General features: G+C 52.8%; 20 protein-coding genes and 1 tRNA gene. 15 read left to right on the top strand and 6 right to left on the bottom strand.

The features are described from left to right. Positions 1-175 precede the first annotated feature (175 nt). On the bottom strand, positions 176-2,434 hold the full coding sequence (gene topA, locus B5D23_RS14215; RefSeq protein ID WP_078686121.1) for a type I DNA topoisomerase: 2,259 nt from the start codon (positions 2,432-2,434) through the stop codon (positions 176-178). A 191-nt stretch (positions 2,435-2,625) separates the two neighbouring features. Here topA and era point away from each other — a divergent pair, with 191 nt between their 5' ends. From era to fliQ, 10 genes are all read left to right on the top strand, one after another. Beyond that, positions 2,626-3,543 (top strand): GTPase Era, encoded by a 918-nt coding sequence (gene era, locus B5D23_RS14210; RefSeq protein ID WP_078686120.1) that lies wholly within the window; start codon positions 2,626-2,628, stop codon positions 3,541-3,543. Between the two features lie 215 nt (positions 3,544-3,758). Next, complete coding sequence (locus B5D23_RS14205) at positions 3,759-4,475, top strand: YggS family pyridoxal phosphate-dependent enzyme (protein ID WP_078686119.1); 717 nt, start codon at positions 3,759-3,761, stop codon at positions 4,473-4,475. 15 nt (positions 4,476-4,490) lie between these two features. Continuing rightward, positions 4,491-5,252, top strand: a complete 762-nt coding sequence (locus B5D23_RS14200; RefSeq protein WP_078686118.1) for a motility protein A — start codon at positions 4,491-4,493, stop codon at positions 5,250-5,252. Positions 5,253-5,269: 17 nt separating this feature from the next. Continuing rightward, a complete protein-coding gene (locus B5D23_RS14195) occupies positions 5,270-6,097 on the top strand; it encodes an OmpA/MotB family protein (RefSeq protein WP_078686117.1) in 828 nt (275 codons plus the stop codon). 8 nt (positions 6,098-6,105) lie between these two features. Further along, entirely contained in the window at positions 6,106-6,840 is a 735-nt protein-coding gene (locus B5D23_RS14190; protein ID WP_078686116.1) for an OmpA/MotB family protein, read from the top strand. Between the two features lie 27 nt (positions 6,841-6,867). Further along, on the top strand, positions 6,868-7,374 hold the full coding sequence (locus B5D23_RS14185; protein WP_078686115.1) for a flagellar basal body-associated FliL family protein: 507 nt from the start codon (positions 6,868-6,870) through the stop codon (positions 7,372-7,374). Between the two features lie 48 nt (positions 7,375-7,422). Continuing rightward, entirely contained in the window at positions 7,423-7,962 is a 540-nt protein-coding gene (fliN, locus tag B5D23_RS14180; RefSeq protein ID WP_078686114.1) for a flagellar motor switch protein FliN, read from the top strand. Between the two features lie 2 nt (positions 7,963-7,964). Next, the gene (gene fliO, locus B5D23_RS14175; protein WP_078686113.1) at positions 7,965-8,390 is read left to right on the top strand and encodes a flagellar biosynthetic protein FliO; all 426 of its coding nucleotides are present in this window, start codon (positions 7,965-7,967) and stop codon (positions 8,388-8,390) included. Then, complete coding sequence (gene fliP, locus B5D23_RS14170) at positions 8,326-9,126, top strand: flagellar type III secretion system pore protein FliP (protein WP_233813263.1); 801 nt, start codon at positions 8,326-8,328, stop codon at positions 9,124-9,126. The genes fliO and fliP overlap by 65 nt, the downstream gene beginning before the upstream one ends. 18 nt (positions 9,127-9,144) lie before the next feature. Further along, positions 9,145-9,414 carry a flagellar biosynthesis protein FliQ gene (gene fliQ / locus B5D23_RS14165; RefSeq protein ID WP_078686112.1) on the top strand — a complete coding sequence of 90 codons (270 nt, stop codon included), beginning with the start codon at positions 9,145-9,147 and terminating at the stop codon, positions 9,412-9,414. A gap of 489 nt (positions 9,415-9,903) precedes the next feature. On the opposite strand, the gene B5D23_RS14155 is transcribed toward fliQ, so the two are convergent. Beyond that, positions 9,904-12,864 (bottom strand): DEAD/DEAH box helicase, encoded by a 2,961-nt coding sequence (locus tag B5D23_RS14155; RefSeq protein ID WP_078686110.1) that lies wholly within the window; start codon positions 12,862-12,864, stop codon positions 9,904-9,906. A gap of 248 nt (positions 12,865-13,112) precedes the next feature. Here B5D23_RS14155 and aroE point away from each other — a divergent pair, with 248 nt between their 5' ends. The 3 genes from aroE (at position 13,113) to B5D23_RS14140 (ending at position 15,587) form a co-directional block, all read left to right on the top strand. After that, positions 13,113-13,949 carry a shikimate dehydrogenase gene (aroE, locus tag B5D23_RS14150; protein WP_078686109.1) on the top strand — a complete coding sequence of 279 codons (837 nt, stop codon included), beginning with the start codon at positions 13,113-13,115 and terminating at the stop codon, positions 13,947-13,949. 65 nt (positions 13,950-14,014) lie between these two features. Beyond that, positions 14,015-14,716: a cell division ATP-binding protein FtsE gene (gene ftsE, locus B5D23_RS14145; protein WP_078686108.1), complete on the top strand. Its 702-nt coding sequence runs from the start codon at positions 14,015-14,017 to the stop codon at positions 14,714-14,716. Next, positions 14,709-15,587 (top strand): cell division protein FtsX, encoded by an 879-nt coding sequence (locus B5D23_RS14140; RefSeq protein ID WP_078686107.1) that lies wholly within the window; start codon positions 14,709-14,711, stop codon positions 15,585-15,587. Before ftsE ends, B5D23_RS14140 begins: the two co-directional genes overlap by 8 nt. 162 nt (positions 15,588-15,749) lie before the next feature. On the opposite strand, the gene B5D23_RS15110 is transcribed toward B5D23_RS14140, so the two are convergent. Further along, positions 15,750-15,926 carry a hypothetical protein gene (locus B5D23_RS15110; protein ID WP_159446019.1) on the bottom strand — a complete coding sequence of 59 codons (177 nt, stop codon included), beginning with the start codon at positions 15,924-15,926 and terminating at the stop codon, positions 15,750-15,752. 515 nt (positions 15,927-16,441) lie between these two features. Between B5D23_RS15110 and B5D23_RS14130 the strand changes: the two genes are divergently transcribed. Continuing rightward, complete coding sequence (locus tag B5D23_RS14130) at positions 16,442-17,104, top strand: GAK system XXXCH domain-containing protein (protein WP_078686105.1); 663 nt, start codon at positions 16,442-16,444, stop codon at positions 17,102-17,104. A 53-nt stretch (positions 17,105-17,157) separates the two neighbouring features. Here B5D23_RS14130 and B5D23_RS14125 read toward each other — a convergent pair. From B5D23_RS14125 to B5D23_RS14115, 3 genes are all read right to left on the bottom strand, one after another. Next, positions 17,158-17,233: transfer RNA gene (locus B5D23_RS14125), tRNA-Phe, on the bottom strand. A 190-nt stretch (positions 17,234-17,423) separates the two neighbouring features. Then, a complete protein-coding gene (locus B5D23_RS14120) occupies positions 17,424-18,698 on the bottom strand; it encodes a M23 family metallopeptidase (protein WP_078686104.1) in 1,275 nt (424 codons plus the stop codon). 1,007 nt (positions 18,699-19,705) lie between these two features. Further along, positions 19,706-21,949, bottom strand: a complete 2,244-nt coding sequence (locus tag B5D23_RS14115; RefSeq protein ID WP_078686103.1) for a vitamin B12-dependent ribonucleotide reductase — start codon at positions 21,947-21,949, stop codon at positions 19,706-19,708. Positions 21,950-22,315: 366 nt separating this feature from the next. Between B5D23_RS14115 and B5D23_RS14110 the strand changes: the two genes are divergently transcribed. Continuing rightward, positions 22,316-25,021, top strand: a complete 2,706-nt coding sequence (locus B5D23_RS14110; protein ID WP_078686102.1) for a sensor domain-containing protein — start codon at positions 22,316-22,318, stop codon at positions 25,019-25,021. The last annotated feature ends 9 nt before the right edge of the window (positions 25,022-25,030 follow it).

Here is a 25,030-nt window from a genome sequence, read left to right as displayed (position 1 = left end):
TTCTCACCCAAGTTTGAATTTCATTCACGCGAAGCGTGGAGGGAATTCAAACTCGATGAGGATACGTAAGGGAATCATTCCCTTACGCGGGGGGTTGGGGGCTGGCCCCCAACTTCCCCCTCTCACCCATCCAGCCCATACAGACTGTGATAGGCCTTGAATCTTCCTCTATACCCTACTCCTCGCTTTCCTCTTCGAGAGAGCGAGTGTACTTGCATTTCTTGTTTGGGCAGGCGAGATGCTCGCCCTTGGCGCGGGTTTTCTTGCGCTCAAGGATGGGGAACCCGCACTCTGGGCACTTCTCAGCCACGGGCGGATTCCACTGCGCATAGTCGCAGTCAGGATACCGGCTGCACGAGAAAAAGAGCTTGCCGCGCCGCGAGGACTTCTCGACCAGCTCACCTTCGCCGCACTTGGGACAGGGAATACCTGTTGAGAACGGTTCGGTGTAGGTGCAGTCGGGATAATTGTCGCAGGCAATGAAACGGCTGCCTGTACGGGCATGCTTGAGAACAAGCTCGCCACCGCACTCTGGGCACTTGCGCCCGATCTTCTCGGCTTCAGTCTTGACCTTCTCAACGATTTCGATTTCGCCCTGCTCATTGCGGACAAAATTCTTGGTGTTGCTGCACGCGGGATACCCGGAACAGGCGAGGAAAGTGCCAGCCTTGCCAAACTTGATAACCATTGGCTTGCCGCACTGCTCGCAAACGATGTCCGTCTCAAGACCAGTCTTGACGCGCTTCATGTTCTCGCGAGCTTCTTCAAGCGTCGGATAAAAATCAGACGTGAAGTCCTTCATCAGACGAATCCAGTCCTTGTCACCCATTGCCACAGCATCAAGAGACTCTTCCATGTTCGCGGTGAAGCTCACATCCATAAGCGTCTTAAAATGCTCCGACAGCAGATCACTGACAACAACGCCAAGGTCGGTGCAAATGAAATGCTTGTTGGTCAGCTGCACATACTCACGGGCGAGAAGCGTGGAGATAATGGCGGCATAGGTCGACGGACGACCAATACCCTTTTCTTCCAGCTCCTTGACCAGAGAGGCTTCAGTGTACCGCGCCGGAGGCTGAGTAAACTTCTGCTCTTTGCTGAATTTCTCCAGCTTGATCTCCTGGCCTTCCTCAAGCTTTGGCAACTCACTGTCTCCAAGTCCGCCGGCAATGCTGTAGACTTTCAGATACCCGGGGAAGAGCAGACGTTCGCCTCTGGAACGCCACTGAACATCCTGCACGCGGGTGATAACCGTGGTGTCCCAGAATCGGGCCACAGCCATCTGCGAAGCAAGAAAACGCTCCCAAATGAGCTTGTACAGACGGTACTGCTCAGACGGCAAAAGCGCCTGAAGGCTCTCGGGAGTAATCGTGACGTCAACGGGACGAATGGCTTCGTGCGCATCCTGCGCAGAGGCCTTGGTTTTGAAATATCGAGGCTTCGGTGGATAAAAATCCTCACCAAAGTTCTCAAGCACAAAGTCCTTTGCTGCATCGCGGGCGTCGTTGGCAATACGCACAGAGTCAGTACGCATATATGTAATGAGCGCGGTTGTGCCCCGCTCGCCAAGATCGACACCTTCATACAAACGCTGGGCAATACTCATCGTACGCTTGGCAGAGTAGCCAAGACGACGGTTCGCTTCCTGCTGGAGAGTGGAGGTAATAAACGGCGGCAGAGGGGAACGCTTGCGCTCCTTCTCGGTAACCGACTCAACCACAAAGGGATTCTCTTTGCAGGTCTTTTCGATTGCAGCGGCTTCTTCGCCAGAACCAACTTTTGCAGTCTTGCCCTTAATCTTCCAGAGGTCCGCATCAAATGCTGGCGGATTTTCCCCCAAGAACTTCGCCTTGAGCACCCAGTACTCTTCCGGCACAAAGGCACGGCGTTCTTTTTCGCGATCAACAACCAAACGCAGAGCTACAGACTGCACGCGTCCGGCAGAAATACCGCGCTTGACCTTTTTCCAGAGCAGAGGAGAAACCTTGTAGCCCACAAGACGGTCCAAAACGCGACGCGCCTGCTGCGAGTTAAAAAGGTTTTCATCCAGCTCGCGAGGATGCTCAAGGGCTTCCTTGACCGCGCGGGAAGTAATTTCGTTAAACTGAATGCGGTGAATATCCGCATTCCGATTGGTATCTTTAAGGATCGTGGCCACATGCCATGCAATAGCCTCTCCCTCGCGGTCCGGGTCAGGTGCGAGGTAAATGGTATCTGCTTTTGCAGCGGCAGTGGTAAGCTTTTTGACGACCTTTTCCTTGCCCGGAATTGTGATATATTCAGGCTGAAAAGATTCATCATCCACTCCGAGCTTTTTGCTTGGCAAGTCGCGCACGTGCCCGACACTTGCTTCTACGGCAAATTTTCTGCCGAGAAACTTTTTAATGGTTTTCACCTTTGCCGGGGACTCGACGATAATAAGATTTTTACTCATACGATGAGATTCCGTGACCGAACAACTTAGGCAGACAAGCCTTGCAATTCGGATTGAATTGGTGGACGTTTCCGGGGCCAGAACATAAGCAGATAGGGTATACTATCTTTTCTGTGAGTCAACTCATGGCCGTAAATTCGTCCGCAACGCGGCGATATCAAACAAATTCCATACAGGAGAAACACAAGCGCATGACGCACCGTTTCGGAACAGTCGTCCTTTTGGGACCACCTAATGCGGGTAAATCTACCCTGCTCAACAAAGTCCTTGGCCAAAAAGTAGCAATTGTCTCATCCAAACCGCAGACAACCCGTAACCAGATTACAGGCATCCTCACCGAAGATGACGCCCAGATTATGTTTCTGGACACTCCCGGAGTGCATCGCCTGCGTGGCAAGATGAACCGCTATCTGCTTCAGGCCGCATGGAATGCAGCAGAATCCGCAGATGTCATGGTCGTGCTTGTTGATGCGTATCTGTATACCCAGAAGCCGCACCTCTTGGACAAGGAACTTCAGCCCTTGCTCAAAAAAGTGGCAACCACAGACTTGCCGGTGTATATTGCACTCAACAAGACTGACGTCATTAAAGACAAGAAAAACATCCTGCCACTTATTCAGTACTTCACTAAAACATGGCCTAATGCAGAAATACTTCCCATCAGTGCTGCCAAGGGTGAAGGGGTAGACCGCCTGCTCGAAAGCGTCAAGCAGCACCTTCCTGAATGCCCTGCCATGTTCCCCGAAGATCAGCTGTCTACAGTCCCGCTGCGTTTCATGGCTGCGGAAATCGTCCGCGAAAAGCTTTTTGTCGGCCTTCGCAACGAACTTCCTTATACCACAGCAGTAGAAATTGAGGACTGGGAAGAGACAGAAAAGATGACCACCATCTCTGCCGCCATCTACGTTGCCCGTGATAACCACAAAGCAATGGTGATTGGCAAGGGTGGACAGAATTTGAAAAAAATCGGTCACGATGCGCGACTGGACCTGAAACAGCTGCTCGGCACCAAGGTGCACCTGGAGCTGTGGGTCCGTACCCGCAGAGGCTGGACCGAAGATGTGCCTTTCCTCCAGTCCATTGGTTTGACTGGCGGCATGGACATGTAGCTCGGATAAATCAAGAGCGCAGGCGCCAACTCTGGGTCTGCGCTCTTTTTTTTGGGCCAACAAAGCACAAAAAATCCCCCTTTTTTCCCTCCCCCCTAAAGCTTCCGGCCCATTCCTGCCGATACCTCTGGCGGACTTTTGACGCACCACGCCCCAAGTGGTTAGTCTGACGCTCCCACGAACAATTTTTTCTGTGATCGAAAAAGGAAAATTTCATGCTTTCTGAACAGGAGATTTCCGGCATTCAGACCCGCCTCGTCGAAACACGCGAGGACATTGCCAATGCAGCGAAAAAAGCAGGGCGTGACCCCAAAGACGTCACCCTTATTGCCGTATCAAAATTCCATCCAGTAGAAGCACTTGGTGCAGCATATGCGGCTGGCCAGCGCCACTTTGGAGAAAACTACATTCAGGAAGCCCTGGACAAACAGGACCAGCTTTCTGACCTGCCCATTACATGGCACTTTATTGGAAAACTCCAGAGCAACAAAGCCAAGTTCATTCCCGGCCGTTTCTCAATGGTCCACACCATTGACTCCGGGAAACTGGCCCACACATTGCATAAACGTATCATAGCGGCAGAAGCCCCGGTTCAGGATGTTCTCATTGAAGTGAACCTTGGCCGCGAAACGCAAAAGGCAGGCATTGAGGAAGCAGATCTTTCCCAGCTTGCTGAAGAGATTATGACTCTCGACTCCCTGCGCGTCCGTGGTCTCATGCTCCTGCCACCGTTTACACTGACACCCGAGCAGCGACGCCCGCTGTTTTCCCGGCTGCGGGAACTGCGCGACATGCTGGAAACCCGTCTGGGGCAAAAACTCCCCGTGCTCTCAATGGGCATGACCGACGATTTTCATGAGGCAATCGCAGAAGGCGCAAGCATCGTTCGGATCGGAACGCGCATCTTTGGGCCACGGCCCACAAAACTCTAGGAGCTGGCGAAGGACATGGATTTAGCGACGCTTATAGGTATCGTGCTCTCCTTCGGTCTGGTCGCGGCGGCCATTGTGACCGGTGGTAGCCCTCTTATCTTTATCTCCATTCCATCAATGCTCATTGTTCTGGGCGGAACGATTGGAGCAACAATGGTCAACTACCCTCTGGCCAATATTCTTGGTCTGATGGGGGTTATCAAAAAGACCTTTTTCTCCACTCTCGAAAGCCCGGCAGAGATCATTGAAAAATTCATGGACTACGCCAACCGCGCTCGCCGCGAGGGTATTCTCTCTCTGGAGCCTCTGCTCCGGGAAATTGAAGACCCATTCTTGCGCAAGGGGCTTCAGCTCACCGTTGATGGACTGGAGCCTCAGACCATTGAAGAAATCATGGAAACCGAAATTTCCTACCTGGAAAGCCGCCACGAAGTCGGATCAGAAATCTGCTCCGTGCTTGGCGCCTTTGCCCCGGCAATGGGAATGATCGGTACCGTTATCGGCCTGGTGCAGATGCTCCAGACCATGAGTGACCCCAGCACCATTGGCCCGGCCATGGCGGTTGCCCTGCTCACCACCTTTTACGGTGCTGTTCTGGCAAACCTCGTGTTTATTCCAATGGCTGGCAAACTCAAAACCCGCAGCAAAGAAGAAGTGTTGCGCAAAGAAATGATTCTGAACGGGATTCTCTCCATCTCCAAAGGCGAAAACCCCCGAATCATCGAAGAAAAGCTGAACAGTTTCCTGCCCCCGCGTGAACGCAGACAGGCAGAGTAGCTGCTCAGAGGCATATCATGGCACGAAGCAAGAAACAGGAAGAGAAAAAAAACTCTGGCGCTCCAGCATGGATGGTCACCTATTCTGACTTGATGACCCTCATGCTGACGTTCTTTGTTTTGCTCGTCAGCATGAGCGTTATGGATGAGCGCCGAAAACTCATCGTCATAGGCTCCATTGTTGGCACCTTTGGGCAGGGACAGCGCAGCTATGAAGTGCTCTCGCAGCGCGACAAGCACAGTGCTGTGGAACCCGGTCCCATTGAAGCCGAGACCAACGACCTTGAACCTCTCAAGGAAATGGTCTGGGACGATGCAAACGAAGACCTGAGCTTCAAGTCCAATGAGTTTGTTCAGGTCTTGTCCATTGCTGATGACGTGCTTTTTGAACGGGGCAAGACAACCCTCAAGCCCCGTGGTCAAAAAATTCTGGAAGAAGCACTGCCCGTGCTTTTAGCTGTGCGCTACCCAATCCTCCTCGCCGGGCACACCTCGTCCCTGCGCGATGAAGAAGGCGCACAGTATCACGTCGAAGACCGCAACAAGCCCATGGACAGCTCGTGGCAGCTTTCCTTTACCCGCGTTATGATACTGTACCGCTTTCTTTTGGACGCAGGCATGGACCCGAACATGCTTCGGGTCGAAGCCTTTGGACGTTTTCGCCCACGCTACAACAGCCTGACGCCCAGAAACCGCCGCCGGAACCGACGCGTTGACCTGATTTTGGACAAGCGCAATGCCCGCTGGCAGGAAAAGCTCGGCACGCATCGCCTTGGTCCCAACAAAGACCAGTACAAGTATCACGACTTTATCTTTAAATTCGAGCAGCGCGGGAAGCACAGTTAGGAGCAGGCATGGCACGCAAAAAGAAAAAAAAATCCGGTGGCATTGCCGGGGATGCCTGGCTCATCACCTTTGGTGATCTCGTCACCCTGCTTTTGACATTTTTTGTCCTGCTTCTCAGTATGTCGTCAATGGACCGCAGTGTCCTGAGCCGAATCACTGTTTTTACTGATGATATTGGCTTTTTGACCTACCGTTCCGCAGGACGTATTCCCACCCGGGTCAAGCACATCATCGAAGCGCTCGACAAGCCGTGGGAAGTGTTGGAAAAACAAAACAGAATCAAGGACCTGCTCTTCCCGGACGACGTTTTGCCAGAGAGCATCAGCCGTCAGGACCTTATGAAGAATCTCCAGATTCTGGAGCGGCCAGAAGGCGTCGCCCTTGTTTTATCCGATGACCTGCTTTTCAAGACAGGCCAGTCTGAACCAGGCCCAGCAGCCCGGCAGATTTTGGCCACCATTGCCGGAGTGCTCAAGTATATGACCGCCCCGGTAAACATCGCCGGATACACCGACAATATCGGTGGGGATGCACGCGGGAATTATGTGCTCTCCGGAAAACGCGCTCTTTCTGTCCTTCACGTCTTTTTGCAGGAAGGCATTCCAAATGAACGCTTTTCCGTGAGTGGGTACGGCCCAAACTGGGCCATTGCCGACAACAAGACTCCCGAAGGACGAGCCAAAAACCGCCGAGTCGAAATTCTCATCAAGACGACCCCGTGGCTCGGGTCCTACACGCAATAATTCTGGGGTAAGCAAAAGGAGCACGACGTGGCAGAAGAACAACTCGAAGCATCAAAAAGCGAAAAGAAAAAAAGCAGCAAGCTCAAGTGGATTATCCTCGCAGTCTTGCTGATCGCTCTTGGCTGTGGCGTCTATTTTGCCTGGCCCATCGTTCAGGACAAACTGCTCGGCGGCTCCAGCACTCCCGCACAGACTGAGCAGACCGAAAACGGTGAAGAAAATGTCGCAGGCGAAACCGAACTCGTCACCCTGCCAACTTTTGTGGTCAACCTCGCTGATCCGCTTGGCCGCCGCTATCTCAAACTCACCCTCACAGTCGAGGTTGCCAGCGCAGAAAGTGCCAAAAAACTCAGCAAATCCGAAGCAAAAGTGCGCGATACCATTATTTTGCTGCTCTCCAGCAAGACCTTTAACGAACTCTCCTCTATGGAAGCAAAAATCCAGCTCAAGGATGAGATCGTAAAGCGTTTGAACCAGATTATGGGCGGCGCATCAGTGCTTCGCGTCTATTTTACGGAGATGGTGGTCCAATAGCTGCAAGAGAGCAGTACTCTGAACCACAACCCGAAAAAGGGGACAGACATGGATAACAAGTTGGATCAAGACAAAATGGCCGAAGACTGGGCGGACGCCCTGGATGACGGCGACGATATCCTGAATACAGAATCCTTTGATAGCGCGGACTCCGAGGACGATTCCAGTGATGATGCGCTTGCCGCAGAGTGGGCAACAGCCCTCGCCAAGGACGAAGCCGCAACCATGCAGGCAGAGCACAAGGCTCAGCCCGCAGCGACTCAAAGCTCTGACACAGTGTTCAAGGATTTGACAGAAGAATCCCGCATTCAGCGACCCGACAATACCAAGCGCGACCTTGATTTTATCCTGGATATTCCGCTCACTGTCTCCGCTGAACTCGGGCGTACCAAGCTGCTCATCAACGAGCTGCTCCAGCTCGGACAGGGTTCCGTGATCGAACTCAACAAACTCGCTGGTGAACCTCTCGAAATCCACGTCAACGGCAAACTCGTTGCCCGTGGCGAGGCCGTGGTCATCAACGAAAAATTCGGCGTGCGTCTCACGGACATCATTAGTCCCATCGAACGCGTCAAGCAGCTCGGATAATTATGAAATCTTTTGCTGGTTCAGCCTTTTTGGCTCTGGCCGCAACCGTGGCGCTCCCCGCTCTTGCCTTTGCCGCAGGAGACGGGGGAGCACCAGCGGTGCCTGATTTTGGAGTCCTCGGCCTGCGCGCCTTTGGCTCACTTTGCCTCGTTCTCGCCCTCCTGCTCGGCGGTTTCTGGATTATTCGCCGCGTCCAAAACCGCACAGGTCTCGGATTTCTCAAACGAAAAGACCTGCAGATCGTCGCCCAGCTCCCCCTCGGCGGCAAAAGAAACATCATCGTGGTCCGGTTCTTGAATAAACTTTTGGTGCTCGGAGTATGTAACTCCTCCATCAATGTCTTAACTGAAACGGAAATCAGCGATGATGACACCCTCGAAGACTTTTCTGAAACTTTGGAAAACGCCAAAAAATCTTTGGATTCCTAGTCTCCTCGTTTTGGCGGCAGCCCTTGTACTGCCTAGCCTCGCAGCCGCAGAACCAACTCTGCCATCCCTCTCGCTCCAGCTCGCAGCAGGCCAGACAGAACCTGAAAAAGTCTCCGTCCTGCTCGAAATCCTTTTCCTGCTCACCGTCCTCTCACTCGCGCCAGCTATCGTCATTACCATGACGTCGTTCACGCGCATTATTATCGTCTTCTCCTTTCTCCGGCAGGCTATGGGAACTCAGCAGATGCCCCCAAACCAGGTGCTCGCCAGCCTCGCTATCTTTATGACTATCGTCATCATGATGCCCGTCGGCACTGCTATTAACGACAATGCCCTTCAGCCCTACCTGAGAGAAGAAATAAGCTTCGACGAGGCCGTCTCAAAAGCAGAAGTCCCCGTCCGGGAATTCCTCTTTCATCACACCCGTGAGAAAGACCTCTCCGTCTTTTATGCCGTTACCGGAAAAGACGCCCCGCAATCAAAAATCGACGTTCCCACTCCAATGCTCATCGCCGCGTTCGTCATTAGCGAACTGAAAACCGGCTTTACCATCGGATTCCTTATCTACATCCCATTCCTCATCGTCGACATGGTCGTCGCTTCCATCCTCCTCGCTATGGGTATGATGATGCTCCCACCCGTCATGATCTCACTCCCCTTTAAACTCCTCCTCTTCGTTATGGTCGACGGCTGGAACCTCCTCACTGGCTCACTCGTCAACAGCTTCTTTTATTAACCACAGGAGGATACAAGCATGACTCCAGAATTCGTTATCGGCTTCGCCAGACAGGCTATCGAACTTACCCTGCTCATCTCTATGCCCATGCTGAGCATCGGCCTCGTCGTCGGCCTCGCTATCAGTATCCTCCAGGCCGCCACACAGATTCAGGAAATGACGCTCACCTTTATCCCTAAGATTATCGCCATCTTCCTCGCTCTCCTTATCGCCTTCCCCTGGATCCTCGACAAACTCACCGGTTACACCTCAAACCTCTTCCTCTCCCTCCCTCAATATATTCGCTAGACGAGACTCCGTCTCGTGCTCTGCAAGGGGCGCTAGGGTGCGGCGGGGACTCTGTCCCCGCACCTCTGCAAGGGGCGCTGCCCCTTGACCCCGCCCAAGGACGAGGCCCTTGGGAATCCCGCTTTCGCCCAAAATTTAAGGGCCGGATGTGTGAAAGCCGTTGGCTTTCCCGTACATCCGGCCCTTAAATTTTGGCCTAGTGGGCGTTTCCCTAACGCGTGTTCTTCTGCCTTTTCCAAACCGCACTTATTTTCTTCTTGAACGCAAGCGTTCAAAAAGAAAATGGTGGCGAACTCGCAGAAGAGAAAGAAGCTCTTTACGCCATTCTCACCCAAGTTTGAATTTCATTCACGCGAAGCGTGGATGGAATTCAAACTCGATGAGGATACGTAAGGGAATCATTCCCTTACGCGGGGTCCGGGGCTGGCCCCGGTTCTTTCCCCACCCGCCCATCCAGCACTAACCCCAATTCCCCCCCCAACCCAGCTCTTAGCCTGGCAGTTTATCCCAATTTACAGGGAGGCGAACGGCCTGCTTGGCTTTGTTGGTAAAGAGGAGATGCTTGTGCTGGAGTCCGTAGAGATAGAGATCGCGAGTAACGGCGACGTCCTGCTTGCAGTAGTCGATAATTTCAGTGATGCGCCCTTCCTTCCACCACTTGAGGGCGAGGAGTCCGTTGGCGGACTTGGCGGCACCGAGAGTTGCTTGCGCGAGATGGTCGAGGGAAAGCCGATAGCCGAGAGTGCGATGTACGTGCTCAAGAATGTCGAGCGTGTTAAGGGAAGAAAAGTCAAAGGCCGAGTGCCCAGTTAAGACCTTGTAGTCAAAACGCTTGATGTTGAAACCTATGATAAGGGAAGAGCGCTGAAGATCTTCGACAAGAGCCTCCACTTCATCTTGGGAATAGGAAAGGGTCTCATCGCGATCAGAATAATACACACAGACGCAGGAAATCCCCATGCAGTCTGCCCGATGCCACCCACCGACTTCGTCGGCACTGCGCCGAGTCTCAAGGTCAAGAACCGCAAAACGGGCGGGACGGGATGCGTCACTCATACTTTGCTCCTCAGGTTGAGAGGGTTGCTCATGATGAACAGACTCGTGATGCTGCCCAAGGGCTTCCTGAGCTGCGGAAAGAGAAAGCGCGCCAGACTCTGGCTCTGGAGCGGAGGAAATCGCACGAAGAAGAGATATGGCCGCAAACTTGTCGATAGGCCGATTACCAGAGCCGCACTTGGGAGAGTGGACACAAGAGGGACAGCCAAGCTCACAGTCGCAGCCTTCAATGACGGAAAGCGTGCTGTCGATAAGCTCGGGGGCATGCTGAAATGCCTGCCGCGCAAGCCCGACGCCACCGGGAATACCATCATATATGAAGACGGCGGCGGCACCAACCTGCTCATGAAAGGGGATAGAAATCCCACCAAGATCATTTCGGTCTGTCATGACAATGAGGGGGAGGATTCCAATCGCGGCATGCTCAATGGCGTGAATGCCACCCATAAAATGAAGAAACTCATCTTCTGCCCGCCGCTGAATCTCGCGGGGGAATTCAATCCAGAGGCCATCGGTTTCAAAAGTGAGCGGCGGCAGATCAAGCGGAACCACCGTCATAAGCTTCCCGCCTCTAATGCGACGCTTCTCAAAGCCCTTGACCTCCTGCGTCACACGCAAACGGCCCTGAAATACACGACAACCGTGCGCCGCACGAACACCGGATATGCTCAAAATCTCAGTGCTCTTCTCACTGCGAACCCGCGTGTAATAATTAAGCTTTGCTGGACGGGCGTGCACAAAACCCTGCTCAAGATTCAGAGTCTCAATGAGATACGTCTTGCCGCGATGTAAATAGACCGCACCGGGATAGGTTTCGGTGTAGGCCCGATGCTCGTCTATGCTGCCAATGGAATGGGGCTTTGCATCCTTCTTGAGGAGCGAATCCGCTCCGGTGAGAATCTCAAACGTCCGACTGGAACCGCGAAGACTCACATCCCGGTGCGGCCGCTTGCGCGAGGCATAAATATCGCGACCGTCCGCAGATTCGAGAAGCTGCCCAGAAAATTCAAGCGCCTTGACCTGCTCGGCCACGGCAGGCTCGCGTAGCCACGGCTCACCAGTACGGAGAGGCAACTCGGCGGCTGCACATATGAGATGCCGCTGGAGAATAACCGGGTTGTACGGGTCCAAAACAGCTTTCTCGGCTGGCCGGGTAAAAAAGTCCGTGGGGTGCTTCATAAAATACTGATCGAGCTGATCCTCTCCAGCCACAAGCACCACGGCAGATTCCTGCTGCGCACGCCCAACGCGCCCGCCACGCTGAAGAGTGCTCATGATGGTGCCGGGGTAGCCAACAAGAATGCAGAGATCAAGATTGCCAATGTCGATGCCGAGTTCGAGAGCACTGGTGCTGACAACCGCCAACAGCTCACCAGAAGACATCCGGGCCTCAATCTCGCGCCGCTCCTCCGGGAGAAAGCCCGCGCGGTAGGCACTGATTCGGTCCCGATACTCGCCCGCGTGCTCAGAAACCCACATGGACAAAAGTTCAGTCATCCGGCGGGACTGGCAGTACACAATCGTACGCATCTTCCGGGCTAGCGCAGCCTTGAGTAACATGATCGCAGTCTTGGAAGGACTCTCGGTCATGGTCATGGCCGGGTTCACAAAAAGAAAATGCCGCTGCCCCTGCGGAGAGCCTGCTTCGGTAACGGCTTTGACATCAAGACCAGTAAGCTGATGCGTCAGCTCCTGCGGATTCCCCACGGTTGCAGAAAGAAAGGCAAAAGTCGGATTGGAGCCATAGCGGGCACAGACACGCCGCAAACGCCTCAGGACCTGCGCCATGTGCGAGCCAAGCACACCGCGGTAGGTGTGCACTTCGTCCAGCACCACGTGCGTCAGCCCGGCCCAGAAGGCTGCCCAGCGCTCATGGTAAGGCAGCATGGAAAGGTGCAGCATTTCGGGGTTGCTCATAAGCACGTGCGGCGGGTTCTCACGAATTTTTTTTCGGAACCACTGCGTGGTGTCACCATCATAAATTTGTGCTTCTGGCCTGTTGTCGCCGCCCCACGGGGCAACCAGCTCCTGAAAACTTCGCAGCTGGTCCTGCGCCAGCGCCTTGAGTGGAAAAAGATAAAGCGCATGCGCATCAGGGTCAGACAGCACGTGCTCAATCACTGGCAGATTATAAATCAGGGTCTTGCCGCTTGCGGTCGGTGTCGAGACCACAACATTCTGGCCACTGCGCAGCAGGTCCATTGCCCGCGCCTGATGCGTATAGAGCGATGTAATGCCCCGGAAATCCAGAAGCCGCTCAACACTCACAGGCCACGGCCTGCGGCAGGATGCAGTTTCGGCTTCCCGGCCTTTCAGAATTTCATGATGGACCACCAGCCCACCAAGCTGCTCAGAATTTTTTAGCGCCTCTATGTATTCCGCAATGTCTGCCATGAACCTTTCATCTCCACTCGCCACAAATTTTTTCAGAAGTTAAGCTGTACTGTACGCGGTGCCCAAGCGCAACGGGGGCATGTTCATAAGCCGGGCAAGGCTCTGGAATTGTTTTATAAAACTTTTTTGCCTTTTTTTCAGCTCTTCGACCAGCAAAGGAAATCCATCCGGGCCTTGAATTCCGCCCGGCTCTGTCGCACATTATCAGCAGGCGCAACACGACGAACTTCTTTTTAACTGGAGAATTCATGAGCATTCATGCAGGGGAAGAGACCCCACGTTACGGAATTATTGGCTGGCCCCTTGGCCACAGCCTTAGCCCAACCCTTCACAACTGGGCGCTGCGGCAGTTTGACCTGCCCGGAGAATACACGGCTTACCCCCTGCCGCCAGAGGATATGGACCTTTTTATGGCCCACATGCGCGAAACCCGCATGGCCGGGCTGTCCGTGACCATCCCCCACAAGCAGACCATCAAGCCTTTTCTAAATCAGTTTGACGATGGCGCGCTTGCCGTCGGGGCCGTGAATACGGTCTACTGGAAAAAAGATCAGCTCATTGGTGAGAATACAGATATTTTTGGTTTTTGCGCTCCACTTCGCAAAATGCCCATCCGCATCAGCTCTGCCCTTGTTTTTGGTGCCGGTGGTGCAGCACGCGCCGTAGTTGCCGGACTGCTCCAGCTCGGCGTCCCCGACATCATTATCACCAACCGCAACCCAGACAAGGCAATGGAACTTGCCAACGAATTTCACGTCTCTGCGGCAGACTGGGACGAGCGTCATCGTATTCAGGCCGAACTTTTGGTTAACACCACCCCGCTCGGAATGCTTGGCAAATTTCAGGAGCTTTCGCCGCTTCCAGAAAATATGCCCCTCTCTTCCAGCCAAATCGCATACGATATTGTGTATAATCCTCTCGAAACAGTCTTTCTCGCGCAGGCGAAGGCCAAAGGATGCCGCACTGTCGACGGACTGGAAATGTTTCTGCATCAGGGCGTCGAACAGTTCCGCCTCTGGACCGGACAGATGTTTGACATCAGCGCAGCCCGGACCCTTTTGCTCAACGCCTTGCAGCAGGCATAGTTTTGCCGGAGACGCCAGCACGCGCGTTTCCGGCTTCATGGATTAACTTTTGGAGATTCCGCTTCATGGACAATGACGGCGCAACGGTGAATGCCCGACGGCTTTCCTACAACTTTGGAACGCACTGGGCACTCAAGGACATCAGCTTTCACCTTCCCAAAGGCTCTTTCACGTTTTTGACCGGTCCCTCCGGCGCAGGAAAAACAACCCTCCTGCGTTTGCTCCACGGTTCTCTGCCCGTTGATCGCGGTTCCGTGAATGTTGCTGGCTATGAACTCAAGGGCATTCGCCGCAGGCACGTTGCCCAGCTCCGGCGTCACGTCAGCGTCGTGTTTCAGGATTTCAAAATCCTGCCGCAGCGCTCCGTTGCCGAGAATGTCGCCCTGCCCCTCGAAGTGCGCGGTCTCCCAAAACGAGCCATCAACCGCAGGATCAATGCGGTGTTGCGCGGTCTCGACCTTGCCAGCAAAGTGCATTGCCGCTGCGAAGAACTTTCCGGCGGCGAGCAGCAGCGCGTTGCCATTGCCCGCGCCATTGTCGTGAACCCCAAGCTCCTCCTTGCCGACGAACCAACAGGAAACCTCGACATTGATCTCGCCCTTCGACTTATGAATGTCTTTCGGCAGTTCAACGCCTACGGCACCACGATTTTGCTCGCGACTCACAACCGCGACATCATTCAGTCCGTCCCCCACGCCAACCGCATCACATTAGACGACGGCCACATTGTCGACCAGACTGTCGCCGAAGGGGCTGAGCATGCGTAACTTTTTCCGTCTCTCAAACCGAGGCATCTTTGACCTTTTTCAGACCCCGGTCTCCACGCTGATGACTTTTGCCGCCATCACGCTCACGGCTTTTCTCGCCGGAATGCTTTTGCTCCTCGTCTCCAATCTCGACAGGCAGCTTATTAGCATCAAAGGTGACTTTGCCTATCAGGTCTACTGGGAAGCAGACGCCAGCATGGCAGAGGTCAAAGCTCAGTGGAAGGACATGGAAGACTATTCTTCCCTCAGTTCCATGAAAGTTTTTACCCCAGAGCAGGCCATGAACGAGCTTGCAAAATCACTCCGCAATGTTGACGGGATTCGCTCCCTGCGCGGCAGCTCCACGCTTCCGCCAACTGCCCTTTTATATTTTTCTCCCGCACCAGCAGAAGCAGAGCAGTTTTCCCGCTCCATGCTCGCCAAGCTTCAGGCTCTCCCCGGCGTCGCCTCTGTACATTATGACGCCCTACAGCTCGAACTTGTCCACTCCTGGGCCAAGCTCTCCAAAACACTCTTTTGGCCGCTTCTCATTATGCTCCTTGCCGCTACAGCCCTCCTCCAGGGCAACACCATGAAGCTCTCCATGCTCACCCGGCAGGAAGAAATCGAAATTCTCTCTCTCGTCGGAGCCTCAGACATGTACATCCGTTGGCCGCTCGCCGCAGGAAGTGCCTTCCTCGCTCTCTGCGCCAGCTTTTTCGCCCTCGGACTTATTCAGCTCGCAACAATGCTCATTGCTCAGGCCCTCAGCGCTCCGCCCTTTCAACTCACAATTCACCCCCTCTCACTCGGCCTCTCCCTCTCACTCGTCGCCGTTATTACCACCGTCGGCATCTTATGCGGGTGGTTTAGCTTTAAACCCGGCAAGTAAAAGGATGGAGGAGGAGAAAACGGGGGCCTGCCCCAGCTCGTCAGGGCTGGATGGGCGGGTGGGGAAAGAACCGGGGCCAGCCCCGGACCCCGCGTAAGGGAATGATTCCCTTACGTATCCTCATCGAGTTTGAATTCCCTTCACGCTTCGCGTGAATGAAATTCAAACTTGGGTGAGAATGGCGTAAAGAGCTTCTTTCTCTTCTGCGAGTTCGCCACCATTTTCTTTTTGAACGCTTGCGTTCAGAAAGAAAATAAGTGCGGTCTGGAAAAGGCATAAGAACATGCAATCGGGAAACGCCACTAGCTCAAAAAATACGGCTGATGGAGAGGAAAGCATAGCTTTCATCCCATTCAGCCGTATTTTTTGAGCGAAATCGGGATTCCCAAGGGCCTCGTCCTTGGGCGGGGTCAAGGGGCGGCGCCCCTTGCAGGGCTTGGGACAGCGTCCCAATAAAATACCCACCCGCCCACTCTAGCGCCCCTTTCAGAGCACGAGACGGAGTCTCGTATAACCCACCCCAATAAAAAAAAGCGGAGTCGACTGCCCTCTCAGTCAACTCCGCGAGCACCAAAGGTGCTGGGGGTCCCATACGTGGAACGTGTCCACGAATGGACGTTGCCAGTGAGTATAAGTGAGCCGTCCTCTCACGATACTCTTCGCATCCGTCCTGACAAAAATAAGATGCATATGAGTAGCAGAAAACGAATCATAATGCACTAGATAAAGTTAACAATTGCGGCAGCGTATAAAGGCAAAGAGAAAGGGGGTCGAAACGCATCTTTCCTTGAGCACGGCGAGGTGGATTTGCTATGCTAAAGGCATAAAAAGTGACAATACAGAGGAGCAAAAAAATGAAGCAGCATGAATTTGAACAGCGAAAGAATCTTTCTAAAAAAGAGAAAGAGGAAATACTGAAACTTGTTGAAAAAATTTTTGGTCCAGAATGCAGCGAGAATATTCCTGAGGAGGGGAAGTTCAAACTGTCGGTAAAAATGTACGACGGAGAACTCACGGGCAAATTCAAAATCAAGCTGGGAAAAAAGGGAGAAAAAGGGAGCCACGAGAATCACGAGAAAGAAAAAGAAGAGGAGAAAGAAAAAGGCGGGAAAGGGCGTGAGGAAAAAAACGATGTGATTGAAGCACAAGAGGGGGAGGGAGAGAAAAAGGAGACGCCGAAAAAAAAGACAGGGAAAACGAAGGGGGGGAAAGAAGCGTCAAAAAAGAGCGCAGAAAAGTATGACGATTTGAAAAAACGGATGAATATGACGTGGAAACACATCACCCAACATACGTCACGCGGCGAGCTGCCGGATGAAAGCGACGTAGTGGAGTTCATGCAGGACGCCGATCATATGGTTGAATACCCTGACAAGGGTGACGAGCTGTACGAAGAATTTAGCAAAGACATAGAGATGCTGCGAAAGGCGTGGGCCAAGCGGGACACCGAAGAGTTCATTAAGGCGGTGGAGATGATCAATTCGTGCAAGAAGGAAGCGCATAAACGCTTTGCATAGGCTGGAGAAAAAGAAAAAGCCCTTACGATTTCTCGTAAGGGCATATTTTCGTATGGTGCCGAGACACAGAATTGAACTGCGGACACGGGGATTTTCAGTCCCCTGCTCTACCAACTGAGCTATCTCGGCCCGTTCGGGAAGTCGTATTTATCGAATGCGTTTCGGCTTTGCAAGCATTTTTTTAAAAATTTTCATTTTTTCAAATGCTCCTGGCGAACCAGTGCGAAAGCTTTCGGTGACGCCGAAGTGAAGAAGTTTTTACATGGAAAGTTTCCAAGACGCAAGCAGGATTTTACAAAAAATTCAATTTTCCTGAAATTCAAAACAATTCTGTTTTGTCCCAGCCCCTTGGAAGCGCTGTTGCGGCCATCTGCGGGGATCGCATACGAACACGGTAGCTTGCAATGCGCCGCCGCATCGCTGACTGCTGCCATTTACTCAGTTCACCAGCAGAAGCAAGATCATGATTCATACGCGGATTGATCAGCCGACCATAGCGCCGCAGCCGAAAATCAAGGTGCGGTCCAGTTGCTCGCCCCGAACTGCCAACGTACCCAATAATCTGCCCCTGCACGACATTATCGCCAGCCTTTAGCCCTTTGGCAAAGCCAGACATGTGCATGTACATGGTTTCGTACTTGGCGTCGTGCTGGATTCGGATGTAGCGCCCGGCCAGCCTGTCCTGCTGCACTTTGTTCACTCTGCCATCCGCCGCCGCGTAGATCGGCGTCCCACTCGGAGCAGCGTAGTCAATCGCATAGTGCGGCTGTCGGCGTCCTGTGACCGGGTGCAGGCGTCGGGCATTATAGCCAGACGACACAACGTACATCGGGAGCGGTGCCCGCAAATACGGTTGGAGATTTTCCCCGGCACCATTGTAATAGGACGCACGCCCATCATCAGAACGGTACCAGTACGCCTCGTATTCCTTGCCCGCCTTTGTGAAACTCGCGCTAAAGATCCGACCGTATCCAACGGTCTTGCCCCGGCGCTTTTTATGCTCAACAAGCGCAACAAAGCTGTCGCCCTTTTTCAGATCACGCCACGCATTAAACTTGAATGCGAAAATATCAGCCAGTCGCAGCATCAGCTCGCGGTTACCACCAGCAGCTCGCACTGCCTGTGTATACCCCTGACGCTGCTCTACGGTCCCGCTCATACGAAGCACCTCCACTTCCAGCGGAAGCGCCTCTATCTTTGCCGTATATTTTCCGCCCGTGCAGTCAATGCGGAGCTGTTCCCAGTCGTCCAGCGAGTATTCCAGCCGTGAAAAACGGCCCTTCTCCATCCAGACTCGGTAGGGCTGTCCTATACTCAGCTTGTTCAAACGGAAAACTCCGCGACAAGCCTGTGAAACTTTATGCACTTCCGGTGGTGCAAGCACGTTCGACAGCATCGTGCTCAGGCTATCCCCCGGCTTTATCTCTCGCTCAAAAAGCAGCCGCTCTGACTGCTTTGCCGTTGATGTCTTGCTCGCTGCCCCCGCAACTCCTGCCTGCGCAATTCCAGAAGGAATAAAGCTCGCCGCAGCAAGCATGCACAGAGCACAAAAAGAGAGCAGGTATAGTCTTCTTTGTCGTTGATCCAATGACATGGGTCCCTCAAAAACTCATTAGTGGAGTGAAGTCGTGTCCTTTACAGCGCTTTTGAAACACTGTCACCAATTACCAGGGAAGCATGTCGCGCCAGAACAGCGCAGAAAAAAAAGGATGTGATGGCTGAGGTGTCGCAAGCCTCAGCCATCACATCGCAAGAAGGAGGCTTCTATCCAAACCAAGGAATCACTTTTTTTCGTCTATGTCTTCGGTACGGCGACAGTGAAGGGGATGGCCTGCCGCCGCACCGCTAGCACGGTAGAGAATGAAGAGAGCTATAGGGAGGTGGCTGTATATCCAGAAGGCTCCCATAACCTTCACTCTCTCTAATACAATCAGCGTGCCAAAACTAAAACTTCAATAATACCAACCTTCAATCACTTTTTACACTCTTTACAAGCTCGCCGCCTTGTGCACCGCTATGCACATAAACCCGCCACCTTTTGCACATATTGCACTTGCACTTTGCACAAGCACCACGACCTTGGGGTGGGTGGGGTACGAGACTCTGTCTCGTGCTCTGCAAGGGGCGCAGTTTTATTGGGGCGCTGCCCCAAACCCTGCAAGGGGCGCTGCCCCTTGACCCCGCCCAAGGACGAGGCCCTTGGGAATCCCGCTATCGCCCAAAATTAAGGGGCCGGATGTGTGAAAGCCGTTGGCTTTCCCGTACATCCGGCCCCTTAATTTTGGCCTAGTGGGCGTTTCCCGAATGCGTGTTCTTTTGCCTTTTTCTACCGCACTTATTTTCTTTCTGAACGCTCGCGTTCAGAAAGAAAATGGTGGCAACGCACGGGAAAGAGAAAGAAGCCGCTTTAGGCAGCCCCAACAAGTTTAAAAGCCGTGCAAGCTTCGCTTGCACGGCTTTTAAACTCGATGAGGATACGTAAGGGAATCATTCCCTTACGCGGGGGTTTGGGGGCAGGCCCCCAACTTCCCCCACCCGCCCATCCAGCACTCACGTACTGGAGCAGGCCCACAATATTCACCCACACATTAGCCTAAAACTTTAGCCACACTTGGTGTAGCCACAGGCGGCACATAAGACGCAGCCTTCCTGAAACATAAGCGGCTCGCCGCACTCGGGGCAGACAGCGGAAGTGATGTCGCGGGCGTGGTCCATAACGGCGTTGTCGCTGCCGAGATAGCGCTGCTCAAAGACCCAGGCAATGGCGTCCGGGATGGACATAATCATGCCTTTCTTGCGGAAGACGGGATGCTCGCCACCAATGCCTTTGAGCTGCTCAACGATAGCGCGAACCGAGACGCCGGAGCGTAAGGCAAGAGAGACGAGACGCCCAATGGCCTCAGCCTTGGCAGTAATGGAACGGCCGGACTTGCCGATGGTGGCGAAGACTTCAAAAGGCTTGCCGTCGACCTCATTCACCGTGAGATACATAATGCCGAGACCAGTTTCGACCTTCTGGGTAAAGCCATATACAACGTCAGGACGCTGCTGAACGACCTGCGAATCATCCTTGGTTTCTTCTGGCTTGGAATCGCCAGTGCATAAAACCTGAATAGCCTTGCAGCCGTCGCGATACACCGTGACGCCCTTGCAGCCCAACTCGTAGGCAGCCCAGTAAATATCGAAAATATCCTGCCGGGTAGCCTCACTGGGAAGGTTTACGGTCTTGGAAACCGCATTGTCTGTAAATTTCTGAAAAGCAGCCTGCATCTTGAGATGCGCATCTGGCTTGATGTCCATTGCTGTAACAAAGACGCGCCGTAATTCTGCGGGGAGATGCTCAATCTGGGCAATGCTTCCTTTCTGCTCAATGAGCGCCATAAGCTTCTCTGACCATAAGCCCTGTTCCTTGAGAGCTTCCTCAAAGAAAGGATTTACTTCGACAAGCTTCTCGCCATCCATGACGTACCGGGCAAAAGAAAGGGCAAAGAGCGGCTCGACGCCAGAGGAACAGCCCGCAATGATGGACAGAGTACCAGTGGGGGCAATGGTCGTTGTCGTGGCATTGCGAAGGGGTCCAATGTTCTGCTTGGGGAAAATGGATGTTTCGTATGCCGGGAAAGGTCCACGCTCAATGGCGAGATCGTGAGAGGCTGCGCGAGACACGTCACGCATAAACTCCATAATCTTCTCGGCAAGACCGAGAGCTTCCTGTGAATCATATGGGATGCGCAGACGATAAAGCAGATCAGCAAAACCCATGATGCCGAGACCAATCTTGCGGTTCTTGCGAACCGTGTCGGCGATCGAGTCGAGAGGATAGCGGGAGGCATCAATCACGTTGTCGAGAAAACGCACGGAGAGACGAATGACACGCTCAAACTCGTTCCAGTCCACTTCGACACAGCCGTCTTTGTCGAAAGAGCACAATTCTGCAAGATTGATTGAGCCAAGGTTGCAGGCTTCGTAGGGGAGAAGCGGCTGCTCACCACAGGGGTTTGTGCTCTCAATTTCTCCCTGATCCGGGGTCGGGTTGTCCCGGTTGATGCGGTCGATGAAAACAATACCGGGGTCACCAGACTCCCAGGCCTTGTTCACGAGGAGCAAAAAGACTTCGCGAGCGCTGAGGGTTTCAATCACTTCGCCAGAATGCGGAGCGCGAAGCTCGTAATCTTCGTCTTTTTCGACGGCCTGCATAAACCGCTCAGTGAGGGCAACAGACAGGTTGAAGTTGTTCAACTCGCCGTCGCGCTCCTTGGCAGAAATAAATTCTAAAATATCGGGATGATCGACGCGCAAAATTCCCATGTTTGCGCCACGGCGAGTCCCGCCCTGCTTCACCTGCTCGGTTGCGGTGTTAAAAATCTTCAAGAAAGAAAGGGGACCAGAGGCAACGCCACCAGTGGAGCCAACAACAGCGTCTTTCTGACGCAAACGAGAAAAGGAAAAACCAGTGCCGCCGCCAGACTTGTGAATGAGCGCGGCATTCTTCACCGCGTCAAAAATTTCTTCCATTGAGTCGCCAACAGGCAACACAAAACATGCGGCAAGCTGCCCAAGGGAGGTTCCGGCATTCATAAGAGTCGGAGAATTCGGCAAAAACTTGTAGGACGTCATGAGCGAATAAAAGTCATGGGCAAGCGTCCCTTTTTTTGCGTAGGGCGAGGAGGAATACTTGTCTTCCTCTGCGGCAATGACAGAAGCCACACGCCAAAAAAGTTCCTGCGCCGTTTCTTTTGGGTTTCCGCTCTCATCCTTGCGGTAGTACCGTTTTTCCAAAACGACCTTGGCATTGTCGTTCAGATTCACAGTCTCCAAATCCTTGGGCATGGTCGGGATGCTCATAATTTCCACTCGTAGCAGTTATGGTTGTTAAAACAGAAAGAAATCTTCTGAACTTAGGTGGGTCGAAAGAGTCTGACTTTACACCACAAGGGGCACAAAAAAAAGCCCCATTTGAAACGAACTGGGAAGTCTAATCGCTAACAATTATTAATTACTATAGAAATTTCTCTCAACATTTTTTAGAAAAAGGAAAGGATACAAAAGACCTGGTGTAATTCTGAAAAAAGCAGAAAAGAAGAGAGCGTCAAATATATGCCTTCCTATAGACAAAAATGATTTTTTCACTTTTTATAGAGGGGTGAAGAAGAGAAGAACCAAGGGAAATCCTGCATGGTTCAAGCACTAACCTCTGCCCCCTAAGCGCATATGAAGCACAAAAAAGTCCCGCATAGACAGTCTGATACAACGACACAAATCAGGGCACTCCAGAACAGGAATGCCCAGCTTCACTCGAGCTTGCAGGAGCTTCTCAAACTCATTCATCCCGCGCAGCCATCCACCTACGTTCCTGAGTGGGTAACACAGGCGCTTGAGCACAGCCCTTCTCTTGTTGTCATGACCGACAATTACGGAAAGATCCTCTATGCAAACAGCGCAGTCAGCGCACTCTCCGGGTATAGCAAAAAAGAGCTGCTTGGCTCACAAATTCAGAATTCCCTGCTCCAGGGACAAGAGGGCACCTTTGCCCATATTGCGAGCGTGCTTCATTCGGGTCGAAGCTGGAAGGGAAAAATCCCGCACCAGTGCAAACGTTCACAGTCTGTGCTGCTCGAAGGTGCAGTCTTCCAGCACGAGGACGGCCTTGGCGTCCCCCAGTTTGTGGGACTGTGGGAAAATGTTTCGGATCACGCAGAAATACAGAAAGAAAAAGCAAAACTGAGCCGGGAACTCTCTCTGCTGGATGAAATTTCCGGGTTGCGGGATTTTGGATGTAAAACCTGCCAGTTCTGCGAAGACGTGTCCAAGGTCCTCAAAAAATACGTCGGCTTTGATTCTCTGTACTTTGGTCTGGTAGATCCAGAAACAAATGCCCTCCATTTCCCTTACGCAACGGGTCCAATCCCCCACCCCACACCAGTAGAAAATGTGTGGGACAAAGAACTTGAGGCCCCTTTCCTGACCGTCATTCGCACCGGACGCCCCCTTTTGTGGCATCCGGAAAGCTCTTCTCTCCCACGCAGCGCAAAAATTCCTGCGTCATGGTTCGGCCTCCCCCTCCGAACCCCTCAGCGAATCGGTGGCATCCTCTGCCTGCAGCATTCTACGGCCCCCGAACGCTTTAGCCGCGACGATTTTAAGCTGCTGAAAAATATTACGCCACAACTTGCGCTGTCCTTCGAACAAATCCGTTTCGAAGAAGAACTGAATATTTCACAGATGCGCTCACAGCAGGTGCTGGATACCGCACACGACATGGAGCTGTGGAAATCCCCAGAAAGTGAACAGCTCCTGTATGTTTCGCCGTCCTGTGAACGCCTGACCGGCCGCACCAGCTCTGAATTCATGGAGAATCCCGACCTGATATCACGGATTGTTCATGTGGAAGACCGCGCCCAGTGGGTCAAGTTTTATACAAAAAAAACCCAGTTCAGAAACCGTCGGCATGAATTTCGAATTGTACGAAAAGATGGAGAAGAATGCTGGGTTTGTGCTGTATGCAAAAACATCCCCGGACCAGATGGGAAAACAGATCAGGGCCTGCGCTGTAGCCTTCGGGACATCACCAAACACAAAAAACTCGAAGAAAATCTTTCATACAAGGCCGACCACGACAGCCTGACCGGGCTGACAAACCGCAATGTTGCTACCCGCCACGCAAAACAGGTCATGGCCAAATCCAGACGGCGTAAAAAATATAATTATGCCGTTATCTTTTTGGATCTCGATCGCTTTAAATTTGTGAACGATTCCTTTGGGCATAGCTGCGGCGATTCCCTGCTCAAGGAAGTTGCCGGGCGCCTGCTGAGCTGCATTCGGGAAACCGACACCGTGTCCCGTTACGGTGGTGATGAATTTATTATTGTTCTTGATGAGCTTGAAAACAGAAACGACGCCATCAAAATCGTGAAGCGCATCCGGGAAAGCCTTGCTCTACCGTTTTTGACACAGGATAAAAAAATTACGCTGTCAGCAAGCTTTGGCCTTGTGCTCAGCCCAAGCAACGAGCCATCTCCAGAAGAAATGATTCGCAGCGCCAATATTGCCCTGCACGTCGCCAAAGAAAGTGGCCGAAATAAAATTCGTGTCTTTTCCAAAAAAATGCTGGAACGCGTACTCAAAATGAGTCGCCTTGAACACGAACTGCAGGCAGCCAGAAAAAATAATCAATTTTTCCTCGTATACCAGCCTATTTTTGAAACCGGGACGGAAAAACTTTCTGGAATGGAAGCACTGTGCCGCTGGCAGCATCCGAAACATGGCCTGCTCTATCCCAAAGAATTTATTCCCATTGCCGAAGAATCCGGAGATATTATTGACCTTGGGCTATGGGTGCTCCGTGAAGCGTGCTCAACAATGGCAGCATGGCACAAAAATTTCCCCGAACTTTCCGAACTGATTATCTCGGTCAATATTTCTGCGGTGCAATTCCGAATGGCGAGCCTCGTCGATCAGGTCTCAACCATCTTGGAAGAAACGCAGCTCCAGCCCGACAAGCTGAATCTGGAAATCACAGAAAGCACCATCATGGAAAACGCGGAAAGTGCGCTTTTTATGCTCAAGCGCCTCAAGACACTTGGCATCCGCCTGTCCATTGATGACTTTGGAACGGGGTATTCCTCGCTCTCGTACCTGCGACAGTTCCCAGTCACCAGCCTCAAAGTCGACAAATCATTTACTGCGGACATGCTGGAAGAGGAAAACAGTCTGGAAATCATCAAGGCCATGCTGGCCCTCGCCAACGCCATGAAACTTGAGGTTATTGTGGAAGGGGTGGAGCAAAGCCACCAGCTCAAGGAGCTGGAGCGTATCCAGTGCAAATACGTACAGGGTTTCCACCTCGCCCGGCCGCTCTCGCTCGAAAAGGCCGAAGACCTGCTGGCCAAAACCCACACCTGCCTCGAAGCTGAATAAAAAAACGCC

The organism is Desulfobaculum bizertense DSM 18034 (assembly GCF_900167065.1).
In the GTDB taxonomy this organism is placed as follows: Bacteria; Desulfobacterota; Desulfovibrionia; order Desulfovibrionales; family Desulfovibrionaceae; genus Desulfobaculum; species Desulfobaculum bizertense.
The sequence above is the reverse complement of the archived record's forward strand: the minus strand, read 5'-3'. Positions and strand labels throughout refer to the sequence as shown.

Bases quoted from the DNA above. Each gene is read 5' to 3' on its own strand.
- fliP (WP_233813263.1), top strand. From the start codon at position 8,326: ATGATGACACCCTCGAAGACTTTTCTGAAACTTTGGAAAACGCCAAAA.
- fliN (WP_078686114.1), top strand. From the start codon at position 7,423: ATGGATAACAAGTTGGATCAAGACAAAATGGCCGAAGACTGGGCGGAC.
- aroE (WP_078686109.1), top strand. From the start codon at position 13,113: ATGAGCATTCATGCAGGGGAAGAGACCCCACGTTACGGAATTATTGGC.
- B5D23_RS14155 (WP_078686110.1), bottom strand. From the start codon at position 12,864: ATGGCAGACATTGCGGAATACATAGAGGCGCTAAAAAATTCTGAGCAG.
- B5D23_RS14195 (WP_078686117.1), top strand. From the start codon at position 5,270: ATGGCACGAAGCAAGAAACAGGAAGAGAAAAAAAACTCTGGCGCTCCA.
- B5D23_RS14110 (WP_078686102.1), top strand. From the start codon at position 22,316: ATGAAGCACAAAAAAGTCCCGCATAGACAGTCTGATACAACGACACAA.
- B5D23_RS14140 (WP_078686107.1), top strand. From the start codon at position 14,709: ATGCGTAACTTTTTCCGTCTCTCAAACCGAGGCATCTTTGACCTTTTT.
- B5D23_RS15110 (WP_159446019.1), bottom strand. From the start codon at position 15,926: ATGCTTTCCTCTCCATCAGCCGTATTTTTTGAGCTAGTGGCGTTTCCC.
- topA (WP_078686121.1), bottom strand. From the start codon at position 2,434: ATGAGTAAAAATCTTATTATCGTCGAGTCCCCGGCAAAGGTGAAAACC.
- B5D23_RS14130 (WP_078686105.1), top strand. From the start codon at position 16,442: ATGAAGCAGCATGAATTTGAACAGCGAAAGAATCTTTCTAAAAAAGAG.
- fliQ (WP_078686112.1), top strand. From the start codon at position 9,145: ATGACTCCAGAATTCGTTATCGGCTTCGCCAGACAGGCTATCGAACTT.
- B5D23_RS14205 (WP_078686119.1), top strand. From the start codon at position 3,759: ATGCTTTCTGAACAGGAGATTTCCGGCATTCAGACCCGCCTCGTCGAA.
- B5D23_RS14120 (WP_078686104.1), bottom strand. From the start codon at position 18,698: ATGTCATTGGATCAACGACAAAGAAGACTATACCTGCTCTCTTTTTGT.
- B5D23_RS14190 (WP_078686116.1), top strand. From the start codon at position 6,106: ATGGCACGCAAAAAGAAAAAAAAATCCGGTGGCATTGCCGGGGATGCC.
- fliO (WP_078686113.1), top strand. From the start codon at position 7,965: ATGAAATCTTTTGCTGGTTCAGCCTTTTTGGCTCTGGCCGCAACCGTG.
- B5D23_RS14200 (WP_078686118.1), top strand. From the start codon at position 4,491: ATGGATTTAGCGACGCTTATAGGTATCGTGCTCTCCTTCGGTCTGGTC.
- era (WP_078686120.1), top strand. From the start codon at position 2,626: ATGACGCACCGTTTCGGAACAGTCGTCCTTTTGGGACCACCTAATGCG.
- B5D23_RS14115 (WP_078686103.1), bottom strand. From the start codon at position 21,949: ATGAGCATCCCGACCATGCCCAAGGATTTGGAGACTGTGAATCTGAAC.
- ftsE (WP_078686108.1), top strand. From the start codon at position 14,015: ATGGACAATGACGGCGCAACGGTGAATGCCCGACGGCTTTCCTACAAC.